We start from the raw sequence: 6525 nt of genomic DNA, 5'->3' as shown, positions 1-6525 counted from the left end.
AAAGCGGATTTTTAGACCAATTTGCTGCCACCGCAGTAGGGCAGTCTATTCTCGGGCAGCCTCCTAGTCATGAGGGCATGGATCAATCGGCCAGTCAGAAAAACCATTTGCTTTTCAAAACTGTAAAAAATGCACGATATGGTCATTGGCCTTTTGATCAACAAGTTGGAATTCGGGGTTGATATTCATGCCCAAACAGGCATTTGTCCCACTACCAAATAAATATTAGATGGAGAGTATGTAAGGGATGAACTTTTATAAGAAAGAATGGTCTTAAGATGAAATTCAATAATTCGATAATTCAATGGATAGACCCACTATTTCTGCTCAATTAAATGCAGCTTCTGATCATTCATCCTGTTTGCAGTATACTCCTTTTTCTGAATCTGACGCATCAGGTCAGGCCTTCTCCCGTGACGTTGTAGAAGCTGCTGTTATTCTATGTGCTATGCGTACTGATGAAACTACTAAAAAGTACCTTCAGCAGCCTACGGTGCCTTTTCATAATCCATTTGATGATACCCGGGTGGAAAAAAGGTCGATAGCAAGCGTTGATAATATTACTAAAGAAGATCAATTATTTTACTTACCAGTCAGAATAGAACCGTTAAATAATGATCATGCCCCCACATATATACCTGAAAATGAGCGTTTTTCGATCCAGCCTGCTACAGATACAGGTCAATCAACCCCGCAAAGCTCATCCGTTGTTGATAACAACCCGCAAATGAAGTCCTTAAGGAAGTGCAAAATGGCGCGCGAAAGGGAGCGCGCAAGGGAGCACTACCAGAATGCCCCCGATTTCGCCGAGCGCAAAAAGGAACGCCAAAGGGAACGCCGAAGGGAGCGCTACCAGAATGATCCCGATTACGCAGAACGCGAAAGGGAGCGCCTAAGGATGCTTCGCAAAGATCCCGTTTACGCCAAGCGCAAAAGGCAGCGCGCAAGGGAGCGCTACCAGAATGATCCCGATTTCGCAGAGCGCGAAAGGGAGCGCATAAGGGTGCTCCGAAGGGAGCGCTACCAGAATGATCCCGATTTTGCCGAGCGCGAAAGGAATCTAAAAAGGGAGCGTCGAAGGAAGCTTCGCAAGGATCCCGCTTACTTAGAACGCAAAATGGAACGACAAAGGAGGCTTCGCAACAACACATACAATATGCAAACGGCGACTTTTAACTCATAGGTCAAAAATATAAGGCTACATGATCCACCGGAAGGTTATTTTTACACACGATGTCTGTCGTACCCGAAAACCAGGTTTTTATTTTGGTATAAATCATCAATCAGGCAAAAGATATTAATGATAAACTCTTCTTTAGGCTTGGTTGTCACCGGCTATTTGCAATTTGTTTGAGAACTCTGACCAGGGTGCAGTCATGCCTTATGAGATGTCATAAGTCGGACTTTGCGTGAGAATAAATAAAGTCTGTAAACAGGAGCCTTCTATGGGTATGGAAATCACAGCAATTGCTTTTGTTGTCCTTATTGCTGTTCTTATATCAACTGGTGTACGAATTGTTCCCCAGGGTTATAACTACACTGTTGAGCGATTTGGCAAGTACACAAGTACGTTAACCCCCGGGCTGCATGTGATTGTGCCGGTGATTGATACGGTTGGTAAGAAAATGAATATGATGGAGCAGGTTCTGGACATCCCGCCCCAGGAGGTGATCAGTGCCGATAATGCCCAGGTTACCACGGATGCGGTCTGTTTCTACCTGGTCCAGGATGCCGTCAAAGCCTCCTATGAGGTTAACGATCTGGATCGTGCCATGAAAAATCTGGTGATGACCAATATCCGGGCGGTATTAGGGTCCATGGAACTGGATGAAATGCTTTCCAACCGGGATCGAATTAATGAGCGCCTGCTGATAAAAGTGGATGAAGCCACCGATCCCTGGGGCTTGAAGGTGACCCGTATTGAGTTGCGTGATATTGCTCCGCCTGCGGACCTGGTGGAAGCCATGGCAAGGCAGATGAAGGCTGAGCGGGATAAACGTGCCCAGATCCTTGAAGCGGAAGGCGCCCGTGAAGCTGCCATTAAAGTGGCCGAGGGTGAAAAGCAGGCACAGATCCTCAAGGCGGAAGGTGAGCTCGAAGCCGCCAGACGGGAAGCGGAAGCCCGGGAACGACTGGCAGAAGCCGAGGCGGTGGCAACGACTATGGTGTCCAAGGCTATTGCAGAAGGTGATCATCGGGCGATTAACTATTTTGTTGCCCAGAAATACGTAGAAGCACTGAAGGACGTTGCGTCTGCGGAGAATAATAAAGTGATCATGATGCCTCTGGAGGCTGGTAGCCTGATTGGCTCCATTGCCGGAATTAAAGAGCTGGTGGGAGAAGCCACTCTTAAGAAGGGAAGCAAGAAGGAAGCCTGATGGATATTGCTATTACACTGGAACCCTGGCACTGGTTGATTCTGCTCTTTGCGCTTCTGGGTGCAGAGGCGCTTGGAGCTGGTGGTTTCCTTCTGGGCAGTGCCGCCGCTGCTGCGGTTGTCTCTCTCTGGCTCTGGCTATCGCCTGACATGAGCTGGCCCATTCAGTTGGTGATTTTTGGTATCGGCAGTTTGCTGTTCTCACTGGCATACTGGAAGCTGTTCCGTAAAGTGAACAACAAGAGTGACAGCCCCGAATTAAATAATCGGGCATCACAGTTAATAGGCCGGACCATTGTACTTGAGCATGACTTGCCAGCAGGGCAGAGTAAACTTGCGATTGGCGATACACTCTGGAAGGTCGAATCGGACAGGTCTGTCGCAAAAGGTAGCAAAGTCTCGGTAACGGGAAATCAGGGGATGATGCTACTGGTCAGGGAGCTGGTCTGATCATTCAACACCTGAGTGTTGGAATGACCGCCATCTTAATTTCAATTCTCTTTGGGACAGGCTTGAGACTCCTTTACAGTTTCTTTATGCTTGTCCCGCTTCAATGGAACGATCGTTTTTTCGGTGATCCAGTTTGATGCCGTGATATCCAGTATTGTTGTTTCTGGATAGTCGAGTTTATTCACCTTGCAGGATGTTCAAATGCAACCCAGTTATACAGCCGAGTCGACGCAACCGAAAGGTCAGGTTGGCCAGTGGCTATTTGTTGCGCTGATGATCTACCTATTGCTGGTCGCTGTCGGGATGATAGGTTCCGGCTTTAAGTGGGCTTCTGGTGGTGCTGATGGTGCCCGTCAGTTATTTGCTTTTGCCACCAACCCGGTGATGGGGCTGGTGGCAGGTGCACTGGCAACTGCGGTTGTTCAGTCATCCAGTACCGTGACCTCGGTGATTGTTGGCCTTGTTGCCGGAGGTCTTCCGGTTGCCACCGCCATTCCGATGATTATGGGGGCCAATATTGGTACCACTGTGACCAATACGCTGGTCAGTATGGGGCACATCGGTAAGAAAAAAGAGTTTCGTCGTGCGTTTTCTGCGGCTACCGTTCATGACTTTTTCAATCTGATGGCGGTTATTATTTTTCTCCCGCTGGAGATCATGACGGGGTTCCTGTCAAAGTCGTCTGATTTTCTGGCCGGCATGCTGGTTGGAGGCGACTCTGTCAGCATCAAAGGTTTGAACTTTGTCAAAGTGCTTACAGGGCCTTCTGTAGACCTGTTCAAGGGGCTCTATGGCTCTCTGCCGGACCTGTGGGCGGGTATCTGCCTGGCGTTGACAGGGATGGCCTTTATTTTTATTTCCATTATCTACCTTGGCAAACTGCTCAAGCATCTGATGGTGGGTAAAGCCAAGCAGATTCTGCACAAAGCGATTGGGCAGGGGCCTGCTACAGGGGTTTTCTCAGGCATGATGATGACCATTGCCGTTCAATCATCCTCAACCTGTACCAGTCTGATCGTACCACTTGCCGGGAATGGTATTTTCAAGCTCAAGGAGGTGTATCCATTTACCCTGGGAGCCAATATCGGCACTACGGTCACGGCTTTGCTGGCGGCGACAGCAGTCCAGGGAGCTATGGGATTCTTTGCCCTGCAGATAGCACTTGTCCATCTGTTGTTTAACGTGTCAGCCGTACTTTCGATTTACAATCTTCCATTCCTTCGCAATATACCACCCAGGCTTGCCCGTCGTTTTGCCCAGTTGGCCAGCCGGAATAAATGGATGGTGCTGGCCTATGTGGTGGGTGTCTTTTTCATTCTACCTTCTATCCTGATCGCGATAACTGCCTGAGGAGGACATGATGACAACACTCAAGGAATACAAGGCACACAGGAAGGAGTTAAAAGCTCAAATCAAAGAGGTCAAGGCAACCCTGAAACGTCTTGAACAAGAGCTGGAGGCTGAGCGGCAGGACATGCAGCATGAAGAAGTGGATCATCTTGATGAGTACCTGGACAAGGCAGAGCCACACCTGGTGGATGTAAAAAAGCTGGGTATTTCGGCCATTGAAGATTTTAAAAAGTCAGTGTCGAATCTGGTGAGTTCGATTACTGGCTCCGGTAAAAAGTAATCAGGCTATCGGGGCCTTTCAATGCAATTGATGGGTTCTTTCTATCATTGACGCCCAAACTCCGTTCGTCCTGAGCGGAGTCGAAGGACGTAAACTCCATACCCTGAATAAAGACTGTGCCAATCAACCTTCGCCCGTGCATCCTGAGCGGAGTTGAAGGACACGGTGAACGGAGATTGTACACAGCAAACTCATTGAAATGATGTACTACCTATAGCAGTGAAAATAAGGCCAGTAGTTATTTGCTGGCTTTATTTTTTACCTGATCAATAACACCTGCCAAACCCCGACGTTGACCCAGGGTTACTTCAAACCAGGCATCTTTGCCGTAGCGTGGGAATTCGTAGCGCAGATAGTAGCCATCCTGGTACACCGACAGATCGAAGCTTCTGGCCAGAACTCCGGCAGTAAAAAGAATAAGGAATAAAGCTGAAAGTAATTTGTACATAAGCGTTCCCCCGATAAAGTCTCATCCATAAATACTTCGCGGTCAGTCTAGCACATGGTTTCCTGTGAATTTAACTGGGGTGCTAAGCTGACCATGCTCATTATGGTAGTCAGGCAAGATTGGTATCAGCATGGGTTTGCCCAGAGCAAGTTCCTGGGGGCTCACTCAAAAAAACTATACCCATCCAGCAATTCTGATTTCAACTCGTGGGGAAGGTCTAACTTAGCCACAGCTTTTTTCATGCAATCGGTAACATGAGGTTGATTATGCTCCTGCTCCAGAATATCTCGAATAACCACCTTACAGGATTGCAGCAGGGTCGACGGCTCGGATTTGAGGCACTTGAAAACTTGTTTAGCCTGGCTCAGAGGTATGCCTGATTTCCTGCCAGTGTTCACATTGCTTCTGGCTGCAGAGACTGCGGTTGCTTTATTCTCATGGTCGGCCAGTGCCAAATTGCTATGGTTTCTCACATACCTGAGAAGTTGGTCCATGCCATTTGTGCCCGCATATTTACTCCAGGTAAATCCTTTTTTGTCTTTAAGGTCAGCATCTACGCCATGCTGCAGCAACAAACAGACTATGTGGCCGCCACAGGCATTATTGTTATATTGAGACATACAAAGCCGGTGCAATGGTGTCTGCTCAGCAGTATTGAGTGCGCTTGCATTCGCTTCCAGTTCCAGTAAGGCTTTTGTCGAACCCAGTTGATTGTATCTGGCGGCAATGTGCAGTGGCGTATTGCCCAGTCGATCCGGGCAGTTGATGAGATCGCCAGGACGGGCGGCACCGCCAATGTCAGTGGCCAGGTAATGCTCCACCAGGCGTTTGATCAATCCGGGAAAGTTGTGCCTGGCGGCATGGTGAACAGGCTTGTAGCTGTTATGATCCGTTATGTGCTGATCGGCGTTTGCCCCAAGCAAGGCCTCCAGACCCACACGCCTTGCATTGCGTTCCTCCAATACACTGGTAAAACGACAGTTGAAGTTAGCTTTTTTAACCCGGGCGCCACAAAGCAATGCCAGTGGCGTAAAACCATGCCCATCGACACTATTGATATCTTTCAGCTGCCCCGAGGCAATGATGGCTGCCACCGCCGCTCCGTTGCCTGATATGGCCGCAGAGTGCAATGGATTACAGTCTCTCAAATTGCCGATGGTAACCTGTGTATTCAGATCAGCCCCTTGAGTAAGGTAAGCCTGTATCTGCTTCAGATTGACCACCTCACGGCATTCCAGGTGGACACATAAACTCCTGGTTAAATGAAGCACATGGGGATCAATGTCTGGCATTACATTAGGTAACGCCCTGGCACCGCCAGCATTGTTATTTTCTGGGTTTGAGTCTGGCTCGAAAACCATGGCTTGCAGTTTGGGAGCAATAAAACTGCAAAGCTCTCTATAAGAATTATTCATCTAATACCTCAGGTATTTACACCGTTCATGTCTCAGTCATTCACCTTGATAATGAATATGACCGATAAAACAGGAAAATGTTCAGTACTTCTTTGCCCTAATACTGTAGTGGGTAGGGAACGTGCTCCTGTAAACAGGTTGCCGTTTCCACCCCTCCGAACCGTGCGTGCAACTTTCACTGCACACGGCTCTCCATGCTGTTACG

At 48.4% G+C, this 6525-nt stretch carries 8 protein-coding genes; 6 read left to right on the top strand and 2 right to left on the bottom strand.

Annotated elements, in window-relative coordinates:
* The 6 genes from KDK15_RS13070 to KDK15_RS13045 form a co-directional block, all read left to right on the top strand.
* Positions 1-182 (top strand): hypothetical protein (locus tag KDK15_RS13070; RefSeq protein WP_257295825.1); only part of this gene is annotated, 182 nt, incomplete at its 5' end.
* 122 nt (positions 183-304) lie between these two features.
* Positions 305-1183 (top strand): hypothetical protein, encoded by an 879-nt coding sequence (locus KDK15_RS13065; RefSeq protein ID WP_257295824.1) that lies wholly within the window; start codon positions 305-307, stop codon positions 1181-1183.
* 262 nt (positions 1184-1445) lie between these two features.
* Positions 1446-2378, top strand: coding sequence for an SPFH domain-containing protein (locus KDK15_RS13060; protein ID WP_257295823.1), 933 nt, complete (start codon positions 1446-1448; stop codon positions 2376-2378).
* Complete coding sequence (locus KDK15_RS13055) at positions 2378-2827, top strand: NfeD family protein (RefSeq protein WP_257295822.1); 450 nt, start codon at positions 2378-2380, stop codon at positions 2825-2827. The genes KDK15_RS13060 and KDK15_RS13055 overlap by 1 nt, the downstream gene beginning before the upstream one ends.
* Before the next feature lie 201 nt (positions 2828-3028).
* Positions 3029-4177 (top strand): Na/Pi symporter, encoded by a 1149-nt coding sequence (locus KDK15_RS13050; RefSeq protein WP_257295821.1) that lies wholly within the window; start codon positions 3029-3031, stop codon positions 4175-4177.
* Positions 4178-4184: 7 nt separating this feature from the next.
* Positions 4185-4457, top strand: coding sequence for a hypothetical protein (locus KDK15_RS13045; protein WP_257295820.1), 273 nt, complete (start codon positions 4185-4187; stop codon positions 4455-4457).
* 238 nt (positions 4458-4695) lie between these two features.
* On the opposite strand, the gene KDK15_RS13040 is transcribed toward KDK15_RS13045, so the two are convergent.
* Together KDK15_RS13040 and KDK15_RS13035 are read right to left on the bottom strand one after the other, a co-directional pair.
* Complete coding sequence (locus KDK15_RS13040; protein ID WP_257295819.1) at positions 4696-4905, bottom strand: hypothetical protein; 210 nt, start codon at positions 4903-4905, stop codon at positions 4696-4698.
* Positions 4906-5066: 161 nt separating this feature from the next.
* Positions 5067-6320 (bottom strand): ankyrin repeat domain-containing protein, encoded by a 1254-nt coding sequence (locus KDK15_RS13035; protein ID WP_257295818.1) that lies wholly within the window; start codon positions 6318-6320, stop codon positions 5067-5069.
* Positions 6321-6525 lie beyond the last annotated feature (205 nt).

Origin of the sequence: Endozoicomonas sp. YOMI1 (genome assembly GCF_024606345.1) — a bacterium.
Classification (GTDB): Bacteria; Pseudomonadota; Gammaproteobacteria; order Pseudomonadales; family Endozoicomonadaceae; genus Endozoicomonas.
Note: the sequence above shows the minus strand (reverse complement) of the source record. Positions and strands in the feature narration are given on the sequence as shown.

What these genes read in the sequence shown, in the direction of transcription:
- KDK15_RS13065 (WP_257295824.1), top strand. Translation starts at nt 305, where the DNA reads ATGGATAGACCCACTATTTCTGCTCAATTAAATGCAGCTTCTGATCAT.
- KDK15_RS13060 (WP_257295823.1), top strand. Translation starts at nt 1,446, where the DNA reads ATGGGTATGGAAATCACAGCAATTGCTTTTGTTGTCCTTATTGCTGTT.
- KDK15_RS13055 (WP_257295822.1), top strand. Translation starts at nt 2,378, where the DNA reads ATGGATATTGCTATTACACTGGAACCCTGGCACTGGTTGATTCTGCTC.
- KDK15_RS13050 (WP_257295821.1), top strand. Translation starts at nt 3,029, where the DNA reads ATGCAACCCAGTTATACAGCCGAGTCGACGCAACCGAAAGGTCAGGTT.
- KDK15_RS13045 (WP_257295820.1), top strand. Translation starts at nt 4,185, where the DNA reads ATGATGACAACACTCAAGGAATACAAGGCACACAGGAAGGAGTTAAAA.
- KDK15_RS13040 (WP_257295819.1), bottom strand. Translation starts at nt 4,905, where the DNA reads ATGTACAAATTACTTTCAGCTTTATTCCTTATTCTTTTTACTGCCGGA.
- KDK15_RS13035 (WP_257295818.1), bottom strand. Translation starts at nt 6,320, where the DNA reads ATGAATAATTCTTATAGAGAGCTTTGCAGTTTTATTGCTCCCAAACTG.